We start from the raw sequence: 20,562 nt of genomic DNA, 5'->3' as shown, positions 1-20,562 counted from the left end.
AAGCAATTTTACTACTAGGAGTAAAATTTAAAATTGCTGATATGTAATGTTGTTTAATCAAAATATATAGTAAGATTATGTGACAAATGTATTTATTTTTTATTATGCTTGGTAACTATTAATCATTTTTTTAAAATTTTTATCAAATTAGAAAAAAACGACATAGGTTTTTTTGAAATCCATAATAGAACTTGCAAATCTCTAACTAAATTATAAGTGCTTGATAGTGGACGATATATAAAATTACAATTCAGCCTAAAAAAAATACAGTTCAGTAATCTTTAGTTTTAAAAACTGTAGTTCAGTTGCATATTTGTAACATAATTAATCTAAAAAACTAAAAATTATGAAACTTGTAGTATCACTTTTATTCGCAACTGTAATGTTTATTTCAACTACAATTACAGCTCAAACAAAAACAATTACAGTAACTATAGAAAATATTTCTTCAGATGAAGGTAAAGTTGGTTTTGCATTATACAATAAAGACAATTTTATGAAAGAGCCAGTACAAGCTAAAAATGCCAAGATTGTAAATGGTAAAACAGAAATTGATTTTGAAAACATTACACCTGGAGAATATGCAGTTATTTGTTACCATGATAAAAATGATAATGACAAAATGGACTTTTCAGAATACAGAATGCCATTAGAAGATTATGGAGTTTCTAATAACAATATGAGTTTTGGACCTCCAAATTATGAAAACGCTAAGTTTGTAGTTGCTGATAAAAATGTATCTTTAATTATAAAATTTTAGTAAAAACAATTGCCAAGTATGAATACAAATAGCAGAATAGTAAGAAGCAATATAAAAGAAGGTGTTTCTGTAAGTTTAAAAATTACTATCATTTTTGCAGTAGTTTTTACTTTAATCAACCAAAATTTTAGCATATTAAATATTGCTTACACCTTTTTGATTTCTGCTATGTATTCTTTTGGATTAGGTTTTGCACAAGGTGTAATTAATCACGCTCTTAGTAAAAAATGGTCTTGGGTAGAGGATACAAATACCAGAGTTTGGGCAGGTATAGTTTCTACGATACTATATACAATTCCTGTAGTTCTTTTAATTGATTATGTGAATTTTATAATCATCAATGAAAATAATCCCGATTATTTTTTTAGTGGTAATTACTTATTGATGCACATTTTCTACATCATTTTATCTTTTGGAGTATCAGCATTTTTGCATGCTAGAGGATTTATGATTGCATGGAAAAAATCGGTAAAACAAGAAAGTACCAAACAACAAATTGTAGCCAAAACAGAAACTGCAAAGTTTGAGTCACTAAAAAATCAATTAGATCCACATTTTTTATTTAATAGTTTAAATGTATTAACCAGTTTAATTGGCGAGAATCCATATCAAGCAGAAAAATTTACCACAAAACTATCTAAGGTTTATAGATATGTTTTAGAGCAAAGAAATAAAGATTTAGTACCAATTTCTGAAGAATTGAAGTTTGCTAAAACCTATATGCAATTGCTAGAAATGCGATTTGAAGAGGCTGTGAAGTTTAATATTCCAGAAGATGTTAAAGATCCAGCATTAAAGATTGTGCCTTTATCTTTACAACTATTGTTAGAGAATGCAGTAAAACACAATGTGGTTTCACCTTCTAAACCATTAACCATAACTATATATCAAGAAGGTAGTTTTTTAATTATAGAAAATAACATTAACCCAAAAGAAGCAATAGGTAAAAGCACCAAAGTAGGCTTACAAAATATTGCAGATAGGTATGGTTTATTAACCAAAAAGGGGGTTAGAATAGAAAATTACAATAAAACATTTAAGGTGAGTTTACCTCTCTTATATAAAATGAACGAAATTATGTTTACAGAAGATTTAGAAAATAGCAAATACGTAAAAGCAGTAGAAAGAGTAGAAAAATTAAAAGAATTTTATCAAAATTTGGCTTCATACTGTTTAGTAATACCATTTTTAATATTTATCAATTTAAGATTCTCGCCAGGTTTTTACTGGTTTTGGTTTCCAGCTTTTGGATGGGGAATAGGCTTATTATTCCACTTCTTAGAAGTAAATAACTATAATATATTCTTAGGGAGAAATTGGGAAGAAAGAAAGATTAAAGAAATGATGGATAAAGAAAATCAACAAAAAAGATTAAGATAATGGAAAGAGAATACACACAAGAACAAAAGTATATTTTGGCTCGTAAACGTATAGAAAAAATAGGTAAATTCTATAAGCATTTAGCGGTTTATCTTATTGTAAACACATTTTTATCGGCAATATTTATAGTTGGTGATATGAATGATGGGGACACATTTAGCCAAGCATTTTACAATTATCATAATTACAAAATTTGGTTTTATTGGGGAATTGGTATTGCCTTTCAAGCAATTAATACTTTTGGCATTAGCTTGTTGTTCAACAAAGAATGGGAGCAAAGAAAAGTACAGCAATATTTAGATGAACAAAATAAAAACTTTTAACATGAATATCGAATCAAACAACCATAAGCTTAGACTAAAGGCAGCAAAAAGAGTAGAGGAGATTAAAGGTTTCTATACGCATTTAGTGGCTACATTTATTATTCCGCCTTTTTTAGTGTTTATCAATTTACAAACAGCACCTCAATTTCACTGGTTTTGGATTGCAATAGCAGCTTGGTTTGTAGGCTTAATTATACATTGGTTTTATGTATTTGGTTCTGCACAATTTTTAGATGAATGGGAAGCTAAGAAACTAAATGAAGTTTTAGAAGATCATGAAGATAAATCAGAATTTATTCAAGAACAGTATTATTTAAAAACCAAAAAGAAGGTCAATGAAATAAAAGGTTTTTATGTACATTTTGGAGTTTCTATTCTTGCAGTATTTATTATAGTGCTAGTTAATTTACAATTTGTGCCCGATTTTTATTTCTTTTGGTATGCTGTTGCTGGTATTTGTATTGCTTTATTCTTTCATTGGTTTGGTGTATTTGGATTTGATAAATTAGGTTTTGGTAAAAACTGGGAAGAAAAAAAGATTCAAGAATTTATAAATAAAATGAGTTAAGATTTATGGACAATAAATTTATTCAAGAGCAAAACTACATGAGAGCTAAAAAACGAGTTAAAGCCATTAAAGGGTTTTACATTCATGCTATAGTCTATGTACTTGTAAATATATTTTTAAGTGGTATAATTATTTTTGGTTTACTGCAAAGTAATTATTCAATAACAGATGCATTTTCTAATTTTGGTGTATATTCAACTTGGATTTTCTGGGGAATTGGAATCTTCTTTCATTGGATGGGAGTTTTCGGTTTTAAATCTTTAGGGTTTGATAAAAACTGGGAAGAAAGAAAAATACAAGCTTATTTAGAAAAAGAAGAAGAAAAAAGAAGATTTTAGCATTAAAACTATGAACGTATTAATTATAGAAGATGAAAAGCCTGCTGCAAGAAGACTAAGTAGAATGCTTGCAGAACTAGGTATAGAAGTACAACAAATGTTGCACTCTGTAGAAGAATCTTTAAATTGGCTGCAGAACAATGAACATCCAGAATTAATATTTTTAGACATTCAATTATCTGATGGTTTGTCTTTCGAGATTTTTGAAGAAATAGAGGTAAAATCTGCTATAATCTTTACAACAGCTTATGATGAGTATGCTCTAAAGGCCTTTAAACTAAATAGTATAGATTATCTTTTAAAGCCAATAGATGATGATGAGTTAGCTGCAGCAGTAGAGCAGTTTAAAAAACAACAACCAAAACAAACTGATGTACAAGTAAATCTAGATGATATTCGAAAGCTTTTGGTAAATCCTGTTGATAGAAAATTTAAGAAAAGACTTTCAATTAAAGTTGGTCAACATATAAAGATTATTCATATTGATGAGATTGAATGCTTTTACAGCGAAAATAAATCGACCTACATTCATACTTCAGAAAACCGAAATTACTTGTTAGACAACTCTTTAGAAAACTGGCAAGAACAATTAGATCCAGAACAATTTTTTAGGGTAAATAGAACGTTTATTATTCATATAAACGCAATAAAAGATATTGTTGCTTATTCAAATTCACGTTTAAAACTAATTCTACACTCTTATAATGAGCAAGAAATAATTGTAAGTAGAGAGCGTGTAAAAGATTTTAAAAATTGGATTGACTAACCTTTCAATTTGAGTTCTTAAGTTTTAATTACTATTTTTTTAGGAAATAAATAATCTAAAATAATATTCAAAACAGTAAATTAAATACGAATCCACCTCAATAACTTTATCTATATTTGAGTATAATTTCATAGAAGTATAGATACTATTTTGAGAACAAGTTTAATCATTGTAAAATACTACCCAATTTTTGCCATTTTTGGATTTTTATCGATGGCGATTTTTAGAATTCCATTATTTTTTAATAAAAACATCCAATTTTATAAATTAATGGGTACTGGTAAAAATGGCACCTTTGATAAAATTCCAGATTTATCTCAATGGGCTATTTTAGTAACTTTCGAAGGTGATTTGAATTTAAAATCCCAATTTGGAAGCTTCATTTTAAAATGGTTTGATTTATTCTGTAAAAGGCAAACCATCTATTTCTTAAAACCAATTGAAGGTCATGGTTTATGGGATAAGAAAAAGGTTTTTGGCAATTTACCAGCAACTACAGATTATGAAGGTGTAATAGCTGTGTTAACTAGAGCCACAATTCGCCTAAACAAATTACGTTATTTTTGGAAAAATGTAGCTCCAATTGCATCGCAAATGGCTACTGCAGAAGGATTTGTAAATTCTTACGGAGTTGGCGAAATTCCTTGGATTAAACAAGCAACTTTTAGTGTTTGGGAATCAAAAGCAATGATGAAAAATTTTGCTTACAAAATGCCACAACATAAAGCTGTTATCAAAAAAACTAGAAAACAAAAATGGTATAGTGAAGATATGTTTACACGTTTTACTATTCTGCAAAAAATTGAAAAATAATATGTTGATTTTCTCTTATGGCAAATGCTTCCTCTTTTTTAATTTGATTTATTAAGCTGTTAATTATTATGAGATTTTTAATTAAAAATTAAGGTTTAGTATTGTTTTGTTTCATACTTTTACATAAACATTAAACAAATGAAGAAAGTAGCTGTTATAGGCAGTGGAATAGGTGGTTTAGCAACTTCTATTCGATTAGCTTTAAAGAATTATGATGTTTCTGTTTTTGAAGCAAATTCGTACTTTGGAGGAAAACTATCTTCAATTGAAAAAGAGGGTTTTACTTTTGATGCTGGGCCTTCACTTTTTACAGCTCCAGAAAATATAGAAGCACTATTTAGTCTGGCCAAAAAAGACATTTCTAGCTATTTTACCTATCGAGATTTAGATGAAAGTTGTCGTTATTTTTTTGCAAACGGAAAAAAAATAGTAGCAAAGAAAAGCATTAAGGTATTTGCTGATGAAGCAGAAAAAGTTTTTGGAGAACCAGCAGAAAATACTTTAAAGTATCTTCAAAACAGTAAAAAAGCCTATCAAAATATAGGAGAACTTTTTTTAGATTTTCCTTTAGATTTAAGTTTAATTACCAAAAGTGTAACTTACAAAGCGTTGTTTAGTGTTAAGTTTCCATACATTGCTAAGTCACTAAATAGTTATAATGAATCAAGTTTTAAAACGCCAGAAATGATTCAGCTTTTTAATCGATTTGCAACTTATAATGGTAGTAATCCTTATAAAGCGCCTGCAATGCTAAGTATGATTTCAAGTTTAGAGCAAAGCCAGGGAACTTTTTATCCAGATGGAGGAATGATAAGTATTACCAAAGCTTTAGTGCAACTTGCAAAAGATATTGGTGTTAAATTTCAACTAGAGAGTAAAGTTGAAAAAATTGAAACTTTAAAAGAAACAGTAACAGGTGTTTTTGTAAATGGGAAAAAGCATGAAGCTGATATTGTAGTAAGTAATATGGATATTTATTACACCTATAAAAATTTACTTTCTGATAAAAAGTTTGCTGACAAAGTTTTGAAACAAGAAAGAAGTAGTAGTGCTTTTATATTCTATTGGGGCATTGATACTACTTTTTCAGAATTAGGTTTGCACAATATCTTTTTTAGCGAAGATTATAAGAAAGAGTTTCAACAAATATTTGAAGAATCAATTTTACCTGATGAGCCAACCATTTATGTAAATGTAACTTCTAAATTTGACAAAAGTCATGCTCCAAATAATAGTGAAAACTGGTTTGTAATGGTAAATGCTCCTGCACACAAAGAGCATAACTGGGAGGAACAGAAAGAAAAAGTTAAAAAGTTTATTATTAAACAAATAAATAAACAATTAAATACTAATCTTGAAAATCATATTGTTGTAGAAGAGACATTATCTCCGTTAAACATTCAAGAAAAAACGGCAAGCTTTATGGGCTCTTTATATGGAACTAGTAGTAACAGTAAAATGGCTGCTTTTTTCAGGCAACAAAATAGAAGTAAGCATTATAAAAATTTATATTTCTGTGGAGGAAGTGTTCATCCAGGAGGAGGAATTCCTTTGTGTTTTAAAAGTGCAAAATTAGTAGCAGATGACATTGAATAAATTAACCTTACATAAATATAAATTAGCCTTAGGAATAACTTTATTATTTCATGTGAGTGCCATTATTGGTTTACTTTTTACTGATTACGATGATTTTTTTATTAATAATACACCATTAAATTTAATTATTTCCTTGGTGTTGTTGATTTTTACGCATCAAAAAATTAATAAATCACTTTGGCTCTTTTTTCTAGCTTGTATTTTTGCAGGTCTTATTTATGAAATTATTGGTATCAACACAGGTTTTCTTTTTGGAGATTATGAATATTCCAGTGTTATGGGGTATAAAATTTGGGGTGTTCCTATTTTATTGGGTAATTTATGGTTTATCACTATGTATTCCGTTGGTAGTTTAACTTTTCAAACCTATACTTGGCTGAAGGTTAAATATAACTTATCCATTTCTAAGGGTTTAGAGTTTCATGTATTGGCGATAACTGGAGCCTTTGCTGCAGTATTTTTAGATTTATTTTTAGAACCTGTTGCAATCAAATTAAATTTCTGGCAGTGGTATCCTCTTGGAGAAATTCCAATTTATAACTATGTATGTTGGTTTTTTGGAAGTTTAATTTTACAGTATTTATTCGTAAATTTGAGTTTTAATAAACAGAATAAATTTGCTGTTTATCTGTATGTAATTCAACTTATATTTTTCATAACTATTAGTTTATTTTATAAATGATTTTTCTTTATATCTTATCAATTACTTTACTAACGTTCGTTATAATGGAGGGTGTAACTTGGGTAATGCACAAATATGTAATGCACGGATTTTTATGGTATTTGCATGAAGATCATCACAAACCAAATGCTCACTTTTTTGAAAAAAATGATGCATTCTTTTTAATCTTTGCTATTCCAAGTTGGTTATGTATAATGTTTGGTTTGCAAGATAAAGTCTTCTGGCTTGCAGGTATTGGTTTTGGTATAGCACTTTATGGCTTTGCTTATTTTCTAGTGCATGATGTCATTATTCATCAACGTTTTAAATGGTTTTCTAGAAGTAATAATACCTATGTAAAGGCTATAAAATGGGCACATAAAATGCATCATAAGCATTTAGGAAAAGAGAAAGGCGAAAGTTTTGGTTTATTACTTGTTGCTAAAAAATACTGGGATAAGGTGCAAAAAGATAAAGCGATAAGAAAACAAAGACGCTAATTATTTTTTACTACTCTTTTTTAATTAATGTTGATTTCGATATTTATATTTTGATATAAACAAATATTTCACAAAAGCCCTAAATTATTTCCCACTTCTTAAACTTTACTTATTTTTATCAAAATTTATTTTGATGAGTCAAAAAGAAGCGTTTTTTGAATACATAAATGAGGGCTATAAATCCAAAGGCGATTTTATAGCACTTGGTGCTGCAATGTTGGGTGAAGAAACTGTTACAAATGCTATTGTAAAAGTGCCACTTAAAACATTAAATAGGCATGGTTTAATTGCTGGTGCAACAGGTACTGGTAAAACAAAAACCTTACAGGTTTTAGCCGAGAATTTATCAGAAAAGGGTATTCCTGTATTATTGATGGATATTAAAGGGGATCTTTCAGGTTTGGCCAAAGCAAGTCCTGGACATCCAAAAATTGATGAACGTCATCAGAAAATTGGTATTCCTTTTGAAGCCAAAAAATTTCCAATAGAAGTTTTATCAATTTCAGAACAAAATGGTACTAAAATGCGTGCTACCATTTCTGAATTTGGACCAGTATTATTATCTAGAATTTTAGATTTAACAGAGACACAAAGTGGAATTGTTGCTATTATTTTTAAATACTGTGATGATCATAAATTGCCACTTTTAGACATTAAAGATTTTAAGAAAGTATTGCAATTTGTAACGCAAGAAGGTAAAGAAGCTATTCAGGCTGAATATGGTAGAATTTCGACTTCTTCTACAGGAGCAATTTTGCGTAAAATTATTGAGATAGAACAACAAGGAGGAGACTTGTTTTTTGGAGAAAAATCTTTTGAAGTAGAAGATTTAACTAGAATAGATGATGATGGTAGAGGAGTTATTTCTGTTTTAAGATTAACAGATATACAAGATAAGCCAAAACTGTTTTCTACTTTTATGTTGCAGTTGTTGGCTGAAGTTTATGAAACTTTCCCTGAACAAGGTGATTCTGGCAGACCAGAATTGGTGATATTTATAGACGAAGCACATTTGGTTTTTGAAGAAGCTTCTAAAGCCTTATTAAATCAAATAGAAAGTATTGTAAAGTTAATTCGTTCTAAAGGAATTGGATTGTACTTTGTAACACAAAACCCTAAAGATGTTCCAGAAGATATTTTGGCGCAGTTAGGTTTAAAAATTCAGCATGCTTTAAGAGCTTTTACAGCAAAAGATAGAAAAGCAATTAAATTAGCTGCAGAGAATTATCCAACTTCAGAATATTATGATACCAAGGAAGTTCTAACACAATTAGGTATTGGTGAAGCGTTTGTTTCTGTTTTAAACGAAAAAGGTATTCCTACACCATTAGCGAGAACCATGTTACGTGCTCCTATGAGTAGAATGGATATTTTAACTGATCAAGAATTGAATCAAGTTATCAATAATTCTAGACTAATTCATAAATACAATAATGAATTAGACAGAGAAAGTGCTTACGAGTTGTTAAATCAGAAAATAAAAGATATTAATGAAGCTGAACAAAAAGCAATTGAAGATGCTGAAAGACAGAAAGAAATTGAACGTTTAGCCAAACAAAAAGCAAGAGAAGAAAAGTACAGAAGAGGCTCTAGACGAAGAAGTACAAGACAAGATCCTTTAGTAAAAGTGCTAACAAGCGCAACATTTATTAGAGCAGTTTTTGGAATTTTAAAAAAAGTAATTAAATAACAAATTAAGAATATTAGCGTTAACGTTAATAAAAACCAAATAGAATGATCAAAAGAAGTTTTTTATCCCTAGTACTATTTTCATTATGTATAGTAAGTTGTACCAACAACGATAAATTTGGAATAGCCAAAGGCACAGTTGGTGAAATTACTACAACAACTACTGTATCTGATTTAGATGAAATTTTTAAAAACGATTCTATCGTTAAAAACTTAAGCGAAGGTGCTTTAGGAGATAACTATTTTCAAGATGATGACACCTATTTAATATATGAAAAAGGAGGTAAGCATTTATTAACTATTGTTCCAAAAGAGCAACTAGATAGCACTTCTACTATTAAAAGTATCGAAATTCACGATTCTCGTTACAAAACAAAATCTGGAATTAATTTAAATTCTACATTTTCTGAAATTAATGCAAATTATGCTGCAAGACCTGAAACTACGTTACAATCTGTAACTTTATTTTTAGACGAATTAAATACAACAATTGCTATTGATAAAGAAGAATTAGGATTAAGAGATTTTGGCATGAATCAAAAAGTTTCTTTAGAGCAAATTCCTGATTTAGCAAAAATTAAGCTATTTATAATTTGGTTTCAATAACTGTTCTAATTTATTCTGAGTATTGATGAAAAAATATAAAATTCAAAAAAGTCCTTTTGTTGTGCCAACAACTGATGGTAAATTAATTGAAGAACATTTTGGTAATGCCACTACAAAACAATCAGATATAAGTATTGCACATATGGTGGCTCCTCCAAATTGGAAAGAACCTTTTCAAACACCACAATTTGATGAATATACATACATCATTAAAGGTAAAAAGCAATTTATTATAGAGGATGAGAAAATAGTTTTAAGTGCAGGAGAGTCTATTAAGATTGAGAAAAACGTGCGAGTACAATATTCAAATCCTTTTCAAGAAGAATGCGAGTATATAGCGATTTGTACCCCAGCTTTTTCTATGGATTTAGTAAATAGAGAAGAGGAGTAGCATTCCTATTTTTAAATGCATTAATTTTATATCGGATTTTTACATTTTATAGTTCAATAAATTTCTAAATTGCCATAAAATTACGCTACTATGAATGATGTTATCGCACCAAAAATTATTAGACAGGTATTTGTTTTATTACTTATAGTATTTTTTGCAGTCTTGATATTTACAGAGTTAATTCCTTATTTATCAGGTGTGTTAGGTGCAATTACCATTTATGTACTTCTTAGAAAATGGATGGTTATTTTAATTAAGAAAAACTGGAATCCAGATGTTGCAGCTATTCTACTAATGTTTCTCTCTTTTATTTGTATTCTCTTACCAGTAACCGGTATTATTTTTATGTTGGGCGAAAAAATTGGTGAAGCTGTAGAAAATTCAGAAGAAATAGCTAGAGTAGTTCAAAACAAAATAAGAACAATAGAAAGCGAATATGGTTATGATTTAAGTTCTAGAATAAATACAGAAGAAATTTCTACATGGATTTCAAGTAACTTGGAAACCTTTGCTGGTAGTACGTTTAATATTTTTATTGGTATTGGTTTAATGTACTTTATTCTTTATTATATGTTAACTAATAGACGTAGACTTAAAGATTCGCTGTATGAATATATACCTATTAGTAATAAAAATTTAAAAATTATTGGAGCAGAATCTCAAGCCATGGTTCGTTCTAATGCCATTGGAATACCTTTAGTAGCAATAGCACAAGGAATTATTGCCTTAATTGGATTTTTGATTTTTGGTATTAGAGATCCGTTTTTCTGGTTTATTATAGTAACTATTGGTTCTATGATTCCTTTTGTAGGTACTTTAATTGGAATTTTACCTGTTTTTATATTAAGTATGTCTTATGGTAATACTGTTGGTGCTTGGGGAATCTTAATTTATGGTTTGGTTGTGGTGGGTTCTACAGATAATATTATTCGCTTATTTTTACTTAAAAAACTAGATAACGTTCATCCTTTAATCACCCTTATTGGGGTAATCGTTGGTGTTCCTTTATTTGGTTTTATTGGTTTGATTTTTGGACCCTTATTAATAAGTTTATTCTTAGTAGTTGTAAGAATTTATAAAAAAGAATTTGGTGCTTTAATTGAAGAAAAAAAGGTACTATAAATTAAAACTTCATCGCTAATTTAAAGTTTAACACTCTACCTGTCATAAAATTAGGGATTCCAAATTGAGTTTTTGTATAAACATCTCTAACCCAAGTATTGGTAATCGCATTCTGGATATCGAACATATTAAAAAGTTCTAAACCAGCACTTAATTCTTTAAAATTAGATAGCCACCCTGAGCTATATTGTTTATTAGCATCTACAAAAATATAAGATACACCTAAATCTGCACGCCTATAATCTCTTAAACGCTCTTGAAAGTTATAAGGATCTGAATAGGAAGGTGAACCACCAGGAACTCCAGTATTATAAACCAGATTTAAATACGCTTTTAAATCAGGTAAATTAGGTACATAATCTTGAAATAGAATTCCAAATTTCACTCTTTGATCAGATGGCCTAGCAATATAACCTCGATCATTAATATTTTCTTCTGTTTTTAAATAGCCTAAACTCACCCAACTTTCACTACCAGGAACAAATTCACCATTCAAACGTAAATCAACTCCATATGCATAAGCTTCAGTAACGTTATCTGCTCTATATCTAATTCTAACATTATCTATAGTGTACGAATTAACATCTGTTAAATTCTTATAATAAGCTTCAGAAGTAAACTTAAATGGTCTATTCCAAAGATTAAAACTATAATCCATTCCAGTAACCAAATGATAAGACTTTTGCGCTTCTACATTTATGTTGATATCTCCGTTAAAATCCCTTAATTCCCTATATGAAGGTGGTTGTGCATACAAACCTCCCGAAATTCTAAAAAGCATGTCTTTGTCCCAGTTTGGTTTAATTGCAAACTGAGCACGTGGACTCACTATTATTTTATTCTCAGATTTAGAACCATTTCCTGTAACTGTCCATGAATGCCCTCTAACTCCTAAATTGTAAAATACTTCATGATCGTTCCAAAAAGAACGTTGATTAAATTGAGCAAAACCCGTAATTCTATTTATTTGGACATTGTTGTCTTTTCTAATATTTTGAAAAGGTGTAATCTCACCTTCAAAAGGTTCATAAGGTTGATTGTTAGAAGAGTGAAAAGGAGGTCTAATTGAAAAGCCCAAAGAATCTATTACTTCCCATTCACGAATTCGATCAATAATATCTTCTTTTTGATATTTTACTCCAAAGTTCCATTGTTTTGACCCTTGCTTTACTGTTCCTTTCAGTTCTACATTGGTTATTAACGCATCCAAATCGTTTCTTGCATGATTTAATTGAGAACCAATTCCTTGAGAAAATTGAACATCACCAAAATTATCAGAACCAATATTGGCATCTACCTCTCCCAAACTATATTGAGCAGAAATATCGAAATGTTCTTCTTCTTGGGTGTTATATCTAGATGCAGTTGTGGTTAATGTAAACGAATCTTTTACTTTATATTCTGCTGCTAACGCTCCAAAAAGTGTTAAATATTTATCTTCTTCTTGGCCTTGATAAAACACAGTTAATTCTAAAGGATTAGCCACAGTTCCAAAACGTGTTCTTCTTGTTAAAGGTTGATAATTGTAATTGTTAAGTGAGAAATTACCTAAAAAGCTAAGTTGAAATTTTTCTGAAGACTCATAAGATAAATAGGTTTGAACATCAGTAAATCTTGGTCTAAAATTCGTTTCTACTTGTTTACTATTTACAAATAAGCTATTATCTCTATACCTAACTCCTGTAATTGCGCTCAATTTATTATTCAAAAACAATCCTTCAAAAGTTGCACTAGCACCTAAAAGACTAGCATCGATGGCTAAAGCAGTTTCAGTTGGTTTTCTGTAAGTAATATCTAAAACAGATGATAATCGATCTCCATACTTTGCTTGAAAACCTCCTGCAGAGAAATCAATATTTTGCACCATGTTAGAATTTATAAAACTTAAACCTTCTTGCTGGCCAGATCTTATCAAAAAAGGTCTATACACCTGAATGCCATTTACATACACTAGATTTTCATCAAAATTACCACCTCTAACATTATATTGCGTACTCAATTCATTATTGTTGTTTACCCCAGGTAAAGTCATTAACACATTTTCTACACCTGCATTTGGCCCAACAATATTTTTTGCTTTATTGATGTCAATTTTTGTAATTCCTGCAGCTTCTTTCCTGTTATCTCTTATGATAACCTCTTTAAGGTTTTCAGTTTTTGTAAGTAAAATAGGAGAGAAGCGAATTATATTTCTGTTTTTCGCTGTAATCTTTTTTATAAAGGTAGTATAAGAAACATGGCTAAAAGTGATGGTTACTTCTTTGTCTAAAGGGATTCTAATGGAATAATTACCATTTTCATCTGTTACAGTTCCTGTATTATTAAATTTTATAGAAACTTTTTCAATACCTTCTTTCTGGCTATTTTTTACTGTACCTTTTACTATGGTTGTTTTTTGGGCATAGAAAAAACTAGGTAGTAAACATAGAATTAAAAAAAGTTGCTTCACAAAGATTAGTTTAGTTGTTTTTTAAAGAACGTTGTAGAAAGCGTATTCGTATTTCCAACATTGTCTTGAACTACAAGTTTAAAGATATGTTTGCTACCAACCAATTTTTTATCACTAAAATTATAGGTCAAAATCTTTTTTTTGTGATTGTATTGCATTAAAATCCATTCACCATCAATAGTAGCTCTCCAGTTTTTAATACCTGAACCAACATCTGTAATTTTTACTTGAATTGTTTTTGAATTGCTAATCCATTGTTGATCTTTAAAATACAATAAACTTATTTTAGGTCTTTCATTATCAATTAATAAAGTGTAATTACCTAAAGTTTTACTTGTTGTAAAAAATGTACTATCTTTCTTTCTAGTATATTGATATCTTGGATATTTAGGATAAGCCAAACTAGCAATATAAAGTTGTTGTTTTTCAGCTTCATCATAATCAGATACGTCAAAAGTTAACGTAAAATTTTTATCTAGAGGAACTGTTGAGTTGTGAACTTGAGCAATACCATCTTCGACTTTAAAGTCTAAATACAAGTCTTCGTAAAAAGAATTCTTTGGAAAAGCGACTGTAACCTTATTTGAAGAAAATTTATTGAACTTTTTAGAAGCAATGAAATAAGCTGTAGAATCTGGTTCTTCATCAAAAATTGCATTTGGTTTTTTCCCAGCAACAGGTATTTTTACAATGCTTGTATTTCCTTCAAAATCTTTTGCAATAATCTCTACAATGTAATTAAAACCTTCTTTTGTGCTTATTCTGCCATAATTTATAAGTTCTTCATAAGTAGATAGTTTGTTAGGTGTAAGCTTATATGTTCGTTGATATTTACGTTTATAACGCTTGTAATGTGCATAATCTATGTGTAAGTTAATAAATTTACTTTCAGAAAAGGCAAAGGTTTCAACATCATGATAATAATATCGTTTTCCATTTACTTTCATCTCTAAACTATAAATTCCGTTTTTATTTGGTGCACCATTAAGTCGATCAAAAACACTAACACCAAATCCAATTAACCCGCTTGCAGCTATTCTATCCGCAACATAATTACCCTTTGAAATTTTTTTAATAGGTATTTGAAAACTATTTCTTTGTTGATTTATTCTAGCATCAGCACTTAAAGAATACCCCTTTATTGCTTGAATGATTGGTGGTATATCATCTTTTACCTTTAAACCAAATAATAGCGGATTTATAATGTTTTCTGTAGCAGTATTTCTAATTTCAAAATGCAAATGAGGGCCACCTGAACCACCTGTATCTCCAGAAATTGCAACTATTTCTCCTTTAGAAACAGGAAACTGATTTTCTTTAAAATACAAATTACCTGTTGCATAATTCTCTTTCTTATACTGTATCGATTTTACATAGGCATCAATTTCATCATTAAACTTTTTTAAATGCCCATAAACGGTTGTAAACCCATTAGGATGAGTAATGTATAATGCTTTACCATAACCAAATTGCTGTACTTTAATTCTAGAAACGTAACCATCGGCAGCAGCATAGACGTTTAACCCTTCCTTTCCTTGAGTTTTAATATCTATACCAGCATGAAAGTGATTGCTACGTAACTCTCCAAAAGATCCACCTAAATAAATAGGGATATCTAATGGGTTTCTAAAATAATTTTGAGGATACTCTTTTTGAGCAAAACAAATACTTTGCACTAAAAATAATGCAAAAATTAATAATCTTTTCAAACGACAATATTTTTACGTAAAAATAGCAAAAATGATTGTTTATGTAAAAGGTTAGTTATCATAAGGTTATTAAAAAAGCGATTAAATGTTGTAATATTTAAAACAGAATGCTAACTTTGTGGAGATAGTTTATTCTAAAGTTTAAAATGAGTAACACACTAGAAGCAATTCATTTACTAGAAAAATCGTTGAAAAACCTTCTTTCTAATTATGAATTTTTAAAGAAAGAAAACGAAATCTTGCTTCAAAATAACACTTCATTACAAAAAGAACTTATAGAAAAAGAGCAAGCTTTAAGCTTTCAAAAAAAAGAATTTGAATCTTTAAAAATTGCAAAAACTATTGAAGGCAGTAGTTCAAATACAAAAGATACAAAGCTGAAAATAAATTCATTAATCAAAGAAATTGATAAATGTATAACTCAGCTTCAAGAATAAAGTTCTTTACATTGTGGGTAAATTAAAGATTAATATAGTTATTGCTGGTAGAACATATCCTTTAAGTGTGAATAACACTAAAGAAGAAGAAGGTATGCGTAAAGCTGCAAATGCTATTAATAAACTAATTGCTATGTATGAGCAAAACTATGCTGTGAGCGATAAACAAGATGTTTTAGCCATGTCTGCTTTGCAATTTGCATCTAAATTAGAAATACTATCTTTAAACAAAAACGACACAAATAAAGAAGAAATGCAAAAGTTAAATGAGCTTACCAATTTGGTAAAAACTCATTTAGAATAAGTTCATTAAAATACATTAACAACACACTGCCTACGTTAGTAATTGTTTATTAAACTCAACACTATTCTATTATGAAGGATGAGTCTTAACTACTAAAGCAAGCCACCTTGAGTGGATCCTTGAACAGTTAGTTAGTCCTATATATGTCATTATGGAGTTTAAAAAAAACCAACTAATGTAGGCTTTTTTTATATACAAATTTTAATTATGGAAGGAATAATACTTCCCCTTATTTTGGGAGTTTTAGTAGGAATCGCTTTAGGTTTTATAATATTTAAATCAATTGAGAAATCTAAAGGAAAGAAGATTTTAAATGGCACAAGAAAAGAAGCTAGCTCTATTCTAAAAGAAGCAAAAATTGATGCAGAATCAATTAAAAAAGATAAAATTTTACAAGCAAAAGAAAAGTTTATAGAATTAAAATCTGAACACGAGAAAGTAATTTTATCTAGAGAAAAGAAGATTTCTGATGTAGAAAAGCGAATTAGAGATAGAGAATCTAAGGTAGCTTCTGAACTCGATAAAAATAAAAGGTTAAACCAATCTTTAGAACAAAAAGAAAAAGACTACGATTTTAAGCTAGATTTCTTAGAAAAGAAAGAAAACGAACTTGAAAAAATGCATAAAAGGCATGTAGATATGCTTGAGCAAATTTCTGGTTTATCTGCAGAAGAAGCTAAAAAAGAATTGGTAAGTTCTTTAAAAGATGAAGCAAAAACAGAAGCAATGGCTTTTGTACAAACATCTATTGAAGAAGCAAAACTTACTGCAGAGCAAGAAGCAAGAAAAGTTGTTTTAGGAACTATACAAAGAGTAGGTGTAGAGCAGGCTGTAGAGAATTGTGTTTCTGTATTTAACTTAGAATCTGATGATGTTAAGGGTAGAATTATTGGTAGAGAAGGGCGTAATATTAGGGCTTTAGAATCTGCTACAGGTGTAGAAATTATAGTAGATGATACTCCAGAAGCAATTATTTTATCTTGTTTTGATCCTGTCCGTAGAGAAATAGCTCGTTTGTCTATGCACAAATTAGTAACAGATGGTAGAATTCACCCTGCTAGAATTGAAGAGATTGTAAAGAAAACCGAAAAACAAATTTCTCAAGAAATTATCGAAGTTGGTAAAAGAACAGTAATTGATTTAGGAATTCATGGTTTACATCCAGAATTGGTGAAAGCAGTAGGTAGAATGAAATATCGTTCTTCTTATGGACAAAATTTATTGCAGCACTCTAGAGAAGTTGCAAATTTATGTGGAATTATGGCTGCAGAAATGGGCTTAAATTCTAAGGTTGCAAAACGTGCTGGTTTATTGCATGATATTGGTAAAGTGCCAGATGCAGAAAGTGAATTACCACATGCTTTATTAGGTATGGAATGGGCTGAGAAATATGGAGAAAAGCCAGATGTATGTAATGCAATTGGTGCACACCATGATGAAATTGAAATGAAAAGTTTAATTTCTCCAATAGTACAGGTTTGTGATGCTATTTCTGGTGCAAGACCAGGTGCAAGACGTCAAGTATTAGATTCTTACATTCAGCGTTTGAAAGATTTGGAAGCAATTGCTTTTGGTTTTACAGGAGTTCAGAAGGCTTATGCTATTCAAGCTGGACGTGAATTGAGAGTTATGGTAGAAAGTACTAAAGTAAACGATTCTAAAGCTTCTGAGTTGTCATTTAATATTTCTCAGAAAATACAAAATGACATGACTTATCCTGGTCAAGTTAAAGTAACAGTAATTAGAGAAACTAGAGCTGTGAATGTAGCTAAATAGAATCTAAAAATTTATTGATATTAAAAATCCCACTTTTGTGGGATTTTTTATTTTCTAGGATGATAGGTTTCTACAATTTCTTTTAAATAACTATTATCCAAATGTACATAAACCTCAGTAGTAGTTATACTTTCATGTCCTAACATTTGCTGAATGGCTCTCAAATCTGCTCCGTTTTTTAATAAATGAGTTGCAAATGAATGTCTTAGTGTATGTGGACTTATTTTCTTATTCAAGTCAATTTTAATAGCCAAATCTTTAAGAATGGTAAAAATCATTTGTCTGGTTAAACCTTTGCCTCTTCTATTTAAAAACAAAGTATCCTCAAAAGATTTAACCGGTTTTACCTGATTTCTAATTTGATGAATATAAGTTGTGATGTATTTCTGTGCATTGTAATGAATAGGTACAAAACGCTCTTTATTTCCTTTTCCAGTTACTTTAATAAAGCCTTCGTCAAAATAAAGATCAGATATTTTAAGTGTAATTAATTCACTTACACGCAAACCACAACTGTACAAGGTTTCTAGAATTGTTCTATTTCTTTCTCCTTGAGGATGACTTAGATCTATAGATTGAATCAGCGAATTTATTTCATCTTCAGAAAGTGTGTCTGGTAACTTTCTACCAATTTTGGGTGCTTCTATTAAATCTGTAGGATTTGTTTCTCTAAAGTCTTCGAAAACCAAATAGTCAAAAAAACTACGTAAACCAGAAATAATTCTTGCTTGGCTTCTAGGATTCACCCCTTTTGCAACATCATAAATAAACTGCTGTACAATTTCTTTATCGATTTTTATAGGTGATATTTCAATATCATTTACATTTAAAAATTGGGTTAGTTTATTTAAATCTCTAGTATAACTATCTATGGTGTTTTGAGATAAACCTCTTTCAATTTTTAAAAATAATTGATAATCGTTGATGGCGTTTTTCCAATTCATTAAATACTAATATAAAAAAAACCATCCAAAATTGGATGGTTTATAATTTATAAGTAAATATGTATTACAATGTTTCTGAATAACTACCATTTTTAGGCTGTAAATCACCAGTAATAATCATAATTAAATCTATAATATACCAAATACCAAATCCACCTAAAGTAATTAGTTTTAAAACACCTAATAAGGTATAACCAAGGTAAAATCTATCAATACCTAAACCTCCTAAAAAGATAGATAGTAATAAAGCTGTTGTTTGACTTTTACCTGAACTTGCTGCAGAAGAAAATGTAGTAACTTCTGATTTTTCTACCTTATCTCCTTTTACAACTTCTACAGTTTTTGTTTTCTTCTTTACAGGAAAAGAAGCTTCTGCATTAAAAGAGAATGCTAAAAAGGCAACTAGGAATGCATAAATAGTTAATGATTTTTTCATAATTACAAATATAATTTTAGTTAATTTGTTCTAAAGTTAACTAAAAAATATCTATGAAATTTAATTTTTGCTTATTAATTTGTTTGGTCGCTATTTTTAGTTTTAACGCTCAAGATCTTAAAAAATTCGATTTTGAGTTGCTTGGAGCAATTGTTCTAGATGAAAATCAACTTATATCTTATAAAATTCAATTTGACTTAGAAAAGAATAATTTTATTCAAGGTTATTCTATTACAGACATTGATGGTGAAGATGAAACCAAATCTTATATAAGAGGTTACTACAATAAAAAGACAAATAAAATTCAGTTTAAAGAAAGTGATATTCTATATACCAAATCTAAATTTTTGCCAGAGGAATTCTGCTTTGTAAGTTTTGAAGGAGATTTTAAAGGCGATTCTAATAAAAAGTTGTTAGATGGCAATTTTGTTGGTATTTACGATGATAAAGATACTTGTGCTACTGGTAAGATTAAATTAGTAGGTAAAAAATTCATTAAAAAGAAAGTTAAAAAGGTTTATAAAAAAATTAAGAAGGTAAAAAGAGTAGATAGTATTGTTAAAGACAACTTGAAGCCAGAGAATTACCTTAAAAAGTTTAGTGAAACTAAAATTAATTCCGGAGAAAAAGTTTCTGTATTCGTTTATTCTAGCAAAATAGAAATTGATGTTTGGGATTATGGAATTGAAGATGGTGATATAATTACCATATTACAAAATGATAAACCAGTTATAGAGAACATTAAAGTATCAAGACGCAAACAGTCTTTTGTGTTAAACTTAAACGAAAAGGTAAATACCTTTAAAATTATTACTGTTGATGCAGGTAAGTTAGAAACAAATACTACTAAATTAAAATTGTACGATTTTCGAAGAGAGTATGAGGTTGTTGCAAATTTAAAGAAAGGTGAAGCAGCAATATTAAACATTGTAAAACTTACTGTAAAGCCTAAAAAAAATAATAAATAACTCAAATTATTTCTCTTTTTACTGAA

General features: G+C 29.2%; 22 protein-coding genes and 1 other RNA gene. 19 read left to right on the top strand and 4 right to left on the bottom strand.

The window, feature by feature from the left end; translation table 11 throughout:
• Nucleotides 1–346 precede the first annotated feature (346 nt).
• From MED152_RS02590 to MED152_RS02520, 14 genes are all read left to right on the top strand, one after another.
• A complete protein-coding gene (locus MED152_RS02590) occupies nt 347–760 on the top strand; it encodes a DUF2141 domain-containing protein (RefSeq protein ID WP_015480294.1) in 414 nt (137 codons plus the stop codon).
• 18 nt (nt 761–778) lie between these two features.
• A complete protein-coding gene (locus MED152_RS02585; RefSeq protein WP_015480293.1) occupies nt 779–2,140 on the top strand; it encodes a 2TM domain-containing protein in 1,362 nt (453 codons plus the stop codon).
• On the top strand, nt 2,140–2,463 hold the full coding sequence (locus tag MED152_RS02580; protein ID WP_015480292.1) for a 2TM domain-containing protein: 324 nt from the start codon (nt 2,140–2,142) through the stop codon (nt 2,461–2,463). The genes MED152_RS02585 and MED152_RS02580 overlap by 1 nt, the downstream gene beginning before the upstream one ends.
• 1 nt (nt 2,464) lies before the next feature.
• Nucleotides 2,465–3,031 (top strand): 2TM domain-containing protein, encoded by a 567-nt coding sequence (locus MED152_RS13480; RefSeq protein WP_015480291.1) that lies wholly within the window; start codon nt 2,465–2,467, stop codon nt 3,029–3,031.
• Nucleotides 3,032–3,036: 5 nt separating this feature from the next.
• Nucleotides 3,037–3,369 carry a 2TM domain-containing protein gene (locus MED152_RS02565; RefSeq protein WP_015480290.1) on the top strand — a complete coding sequence of 111 codons (333 nt, stop codon included), beginning with the start codon at nt 3,037–3,039 and terminating at the stop codon, nt 3,367–3,369.
• A gap of 10 nt (nt 3,370–3,379) precedes the next feature.
• Nucleotides 3,380–4,135, top strand: coding sequence for a LytTR family DNA-binding domain-containing protein (locus MED152_RS02560; protein ID WP_015480289.1), 756 nt, complete (start codon nt 3,380–3,382; stop codon nt 4,133–4,135).
• Nucleotides 4,136–4,285: 150 nt separating this feature from the next.
• On the top strand, nt 4,286–4,948 hold the full coding sequence (locus MED152_RS02555; RefSeq protein ID WP_015480288.1) for a spheroidene monooxygenase: 663 nt from the start codon (nt 4,286–4,288) through the stop codon (nt 4,946–4,948).
• 138 nt (nt 4,949–5,086) lie between these two features.
• Nucleotides 5,087–6,544 (top strand): 1-hydroxycarotenoid 3,4-desaturase CrtD, encoded by a 1,458-nt coding sequence (gene crtD / locus MED152_RS02550; protein ID WP_015480287.1) that lies wholly within the window; start codon nt 5,087–5,089, stop codon nt 6,542–6,544.
• The gene (locus MED152_RS13355) at nt 6,531–7,226 is read left to right on the top strand and encodes a carotenoid biosynthesis protein (RefSeq protein WP_015480286.1); all 696 of its coding nucleotides are present in this window, start codon (nt 6,531–6,533) and stop codon (nt 7,224–7,226) included. Before crtD ends, MED152_RS13355 begins: the two co-directional genes overlap by 14 nt.
• Before the next feature lie 44 nt (nt 7,227–7,270).
• Nucleotides 7,271–7,705 carry a beta-carotene hydroxylase gene (locus MED152_RS02540; RefSeq protein ID WP_202950304.1) on the top strand — a complete coding sequence of 145 codons (435 nt, stop codon included), beginning with the start codon at nt 7,271–7,273 and terminating at the stop codon, nt 7,703–7,705.
• 133 nt (nt 7,706–7,838) lie between these two features.
• Nucleotides 7,839–9,395 (top strand): helicase HerA-like domain-containing protein, encoded by a 1,557-nt coding sequence (locus MED152_RS02535; protein ID WP_015480284.1) that lies wholly within the window; start codon nt 7,839–7,841, stop codon nt 9,393–9,395.
• 44 nt (nt 9,396–9,439) lie between these two features.
• The gene (locus tag MED152_RS02530) at nt 9,440–10,000 is read left to right on the top strand and encodes a hypothetical protein (RefSeq protein ID WP_015480283.1); all 561 of its coding nucleotides are present in this window, start codon (nt 9,440–9,442) and stop codon (nt 9,998–10,000) included.
• 25 nt (nt 10,001–10,025) lie between these two features.
• Nucleotides 10,026–10,391: a cupin domain-containing protein gene (locus MED152_RS02525; protein ID WP_015480282.1), complete on the top strand. Its 366-nt coding sequence runs from the start codon at nt 10,026–10,028 to the stop codon at nt 10,389–10,391.
• 90 nt (nt 10,392–10,481) lie between these two features.
• Nucleotides 10,482–11,513, top strand: coding sequence for an AI-2E family transporter (locus tag MED152_RS02520; protein ID WP_015480281.1), 1,032 nt, complete (start codon nt 10,482–10,484; stop codon nt 11,511–11,513).
• A gap of 1 nt (nt 11,514) precedes the next feature.
• On the opposite strand, the gene MED152_RS02515 is transcribed toward MED152_RS02520, so the two are convergent.
• Together MED152_RS02515 and MED152_RS02510 are read right to left on the bottom strand one after the other, a co-directional pair.
• Nucleotides 11,515–13,962: a TonB-dependent receptor gene (locus tag MED152_RS02515; protein ID WP_015480280.1), complete on the bottom strand. Its 2,448-nt coding sequence runs from the start codon at nt 13,960–13,962 to the stop codon at nt 11,515–11,517.
• A 5-nt stretch (nt 13,963–13,967) separates the two neighbouring features.
• Nucleotides 13,968–15,671 (bottom strand): M23 family metallopeptidase, encoded by a 1,704-nt coding sequence (locus MED152_RS02510; protein ID WP_015480279.1) that lies wholly within the window; start codon nt 15,669–15,671, stop codon nt 13,968–13,970.
• Nucleotides 15,672–15,817: 146 nt separating this feature from the next.
• Here MED152_RS02510 and MED152_RS02505 point away from each other — a divergent pair, with 146 nt between their 5' ends.
• From MED152_RS02505 to rny, 4 genes are all read left to right on the top strand, one after another.
• The gene (locus MED152_RS02505) at nt 15,818–16,108 is read left to right on the top strand and encodes a hypothetical protein (protein WP_015480278.1); all 291 of its coding nucleotides are present in this window, start codon (nt 15,818–15,820) and stop codon (nt 16,106–16,108) included.
• Between the two features lie 10 nt (nt 16,109–16,118).
• The gene (locus MED152_RS02500; RefSeq protein WP_187288771.1) at nt 16,119–16,412 is read left to right on the top strand and encodes a cell division protein ZapA; all 294 of its coding nucleotides are present in this window, start codon (nt 16,119–16,121) and stop codon (nt 16,410–16,412) included.
• A 53-nt stretch (nt 16,413–16,465) separates the two neighbouring features.
• Nucleotides 16,466–16,572: non-coding RNA, 6S RNA (gene ssrS / locus MED152_RS13475), on the top strand.
• A gap of 47 nt (nt 16,573–16,619) precedes the next feature.
• Nucleotides 16,620–18,188 carry a ribonuclease Y gene (gene rny, locus MED152_RS02495; protein WP_041383322.1) on the top strand — a complete coding sequence of 523 codons (1,569 nt, stop codon included), beginning with the start codon at nt 16,620–16,622 and terminating at the stop codon, nt 18,186–18,188.
• Between the two features lie 47 nt (nt 18,189–18,235).
• On the opposite strand, the gene xerD is transcribed toward rny, so the two are convergent.
• Together xerD and MED152_RS02485 are read right to left on the bottom strand one after the other, a co-directional pair.
• A complete protein-coding gene (gene xerD / locus MED152_RS02490; RefSeq protein WP_015480275.1) occupies nt 18,236–19,132 on the bottom strand; it encodes a site-specific tyrosine recombinase XerD in 897 nt (298 codons plus the stop codon).
• 64 nt (nt 19,133–19,196) lie between these two features.
• Nucleotides 19,197–19,568 (bottom strand): TM2 domain-containing protein, encoded by a 372-nt coding sequence (locus tag MED152_RS02485; protein ID WP_015480274.1) that lies wholly within the window; start codon nt 19,566–19,568, stop codon nt 19,197–19,199.
• Nucleotides 19,569–19,621: 53 nt separating this feature from the next.
• Here MED152_RS02485 and MED152_RS02480 point away from each other — a divergent pair, with 53 nt between their 5' ends.
• Nucleotides 19,622–20,536, top strand: a complete 915-nt coding sequence (locus MED152_RS02480) for a hypothetical protein (RefSeq protein WP_015480273.1) — start codon at nt 19,622–19,624, stop codon at nt 20,534–20,536.
• Nucleotides 20,537–20,562 lie beyond the last annotated feature (26 nt).

Origin of the sequence: Polaribacter sp. MED152, assembly GCF_000152945.2 — a bacterium.
In the GTDB taxonomy this organism is placed as follows: Bacteria; Bacteroidota; Bacteroidia; order Flavobacteriales; family Flavobacteriaceae; genus Polaribacter.
This window is presented reverse-complemented; position numbering and strand designations above follow the sequence as displayed.

What these genes read in the sequence shown, in the direction of transcription:
- MED152_RS02565 (WP_015480290.1), top strand. Translation starts at nt 3,037, where the DNA reads ATGGACAATAAATTTATTCAAGAGCAAAACTACATGAGAGCTAAAAAA.
- crtD (WP_015480287.1), top strand. Translation starts at nt 5,087, where the DNA reads ATGAAGAAAGTAGCTGTTATAGGCAGTGGAATAGGTGGTTTAGCAACT.
- MED152_RS02530 (WP_015480283.1), top strand. Translation starts at nt 9,440, where the DNA reads ATGATCAAAAGAAGTTTTTTATCCCTAGTACTATTTTCATTATGTATA.
- MED152_RS02485 (WP_015480274.1), bottom strand. Translation starts at nt 19,568, where the DNA reads ATGAAAAAATCATTAACTATTTATGCATTCCTAGTTGCCTTTTTAGCA.
- MED152_RS02560 (WP_015480289.1), top strand. Translation starts at nt 3,380, where the DNA reads ATGAACGTATTAATTATAGAAGATGAAAAGCCTGCTGCAAGAAGACTA.
- MED152_RS13480 (WP_015480291.1), top strand. Translation starts at nt 2,465, where the DNA reads ATGAATATCGAATCAAACAACCATAAGCTTAGACTAAAGGCAGCAAAA.
- MED152_RS02585 (WP_015480293.1), top strand. Translation starts at nt 779, where the DNA reads ATGAATACAAATAGCAGAATAGTAAGAAGCAATATAAAAGAAGGTGTT.
- MED152_RS02520 (WP_015480281.1), top strand. Translation starts at nt 10,482, where the DNA reads ATGAATGATGTTATCGCACCAAAAATTATTAGACAGGTATTTGTTTTA.
- xerD (WP_015480275.1), bottom strand. Translation starts at nt 19,132, where the DNA reads ATGAATTGGAAAAACGCCATCAACGATTATCAATTATTTTTAAAAATT.
- MED152_RS13355 (WP_015480286.1), top strand. Translation starts at nt 6,531, where the DNA reads ATGACATTGAATAAATTAACCTTACATAAATATAAATTAGCCTTAGGA.
- MED152_RS02535 (WP_015480284.1), top strand. Translation starts at nt 7,839, where the DNA reads ATGAGTCAAAAAGAAGCGTTTTTTGAATACATAAATGAGGGCTATAAA.
- rny (WP_041383322.1), top strand. Translation starts at nt 16,620, where the DNA reads ATGGAAGGAATAATACTTCCCCTTATTTTGGGAGTTTTAGTAGGAATC.
- MED152_RS02505 (WP_015480278.1), top strand. Translation starts at nt 15,818, where the DNA reads ATGAGTAACACACTAGAAGCAATTCATTTACTAGAAAAATCGTTGAAA.
- MED152_RS02480 (WP_015480273.1), top strand. Translation starts at nt 19,622, where the DNA reads ATGAAATTTAATTTTTGCTTATTAATTTGTTTGGTCGCTATTTTTAGT.
- MED152_RS02525 (WP_015480282.1), top strand. Translation starts at nt 10,026, where the DNA reads ATGAAAAAATATAAAATTCAAAAAAGTCCTTTTGTTGTGCCAACAACT.
- MED152_RS02540 (WP_202950304.1), top strand. Translation starts at nt 7,271, where the DNA reads ATGGAGGGTGTAACTTGGGTAATGCACAAATATGTAATGCACGGATTT.
- MED152_RS02590 (WP_015480294.1), top strand. Translation starts at nt 347, where the DNA reads ATGAAACTTGTAGTATCACTTTTATTCGCAACTGTAATGTTTATTTCA.
- MED152_RS02580 (WP_015480292.1), top strand. Translation starts at nt 2,140, where the DNA reads ATGGAAAGAGAATACACACAAGAACAAAAGTATATTTTGGCTCGTAAA.